Source organism: Corynebacterium sp. LK2590 (assembly GCF_040946105.1).
In the GTDB taxonomy this organism is placed as follows: Bacteria; Actinomycetota; Actinomycetes; order Mycobacteriales; family Mycobacteriaceae; genus Corynebacterium.
Window position 1 is genome coordinate 1 of the sequence record NZ_JAYWMH010000019.1, and the last position, 499, is coordinate 499.

Sequence of the window (499 nt, forward strand, 5' to 3'; positions counted from 1 at the left end):
CAGTGACAACGGTCCAAACCAAGCGTAAGTCGAGTCTTCCTGACTTGGTCAAGCGCATGTTTGGGGTTACCCGCAAATCGTGGACACGTTGTTAAGCTGCTTAGGGGTTAAGCAGCGGCCTTCTTATTACCATTTTGATCAGCGAGCTGGGCTTCGAAATCGACGGGGCTTACCATCCCGATGGACGAGTGGCGACGGCGCCGGTTGTAGACAATCTCAATCCAGCGAGCCACCGCTTTCCGGGCGTCGTCACGGGTTCGCCATTTCTTCCGATCGTAAAATTCGGTCTTCAATGTCGACCAGAACGACTCGGCCATCGCATTGTCAAAGCAGACACCGGTACGGCCGACCGATTGTGCAATCCCTAGTTCTTGACAGACCTGCCACAGTTGTTCGCTGGTGAACTGGCTACCACGATCGGCGTGGAAGACCACGCCGTTGGGTATTTCACCACGCAGGGTGTAAGCCATGCGCAGTGCACGTTCAACCAGGTAAGAAT

General features: G+C 54.7%; 1 protein-coding gene. It reads right to left on the reverse strand.

Annotated features, from left to right (window positions below; all coding sequences use genetic code 11):
• Positions 1-107 precede the first annotated feature (107 nt).
• On the reverse strand, positions 108-499 hold a 392-nt coding region (locus VVR85_RS11175; protein ID WP_368520940.1), incomplete at its 5' end, for a transposase.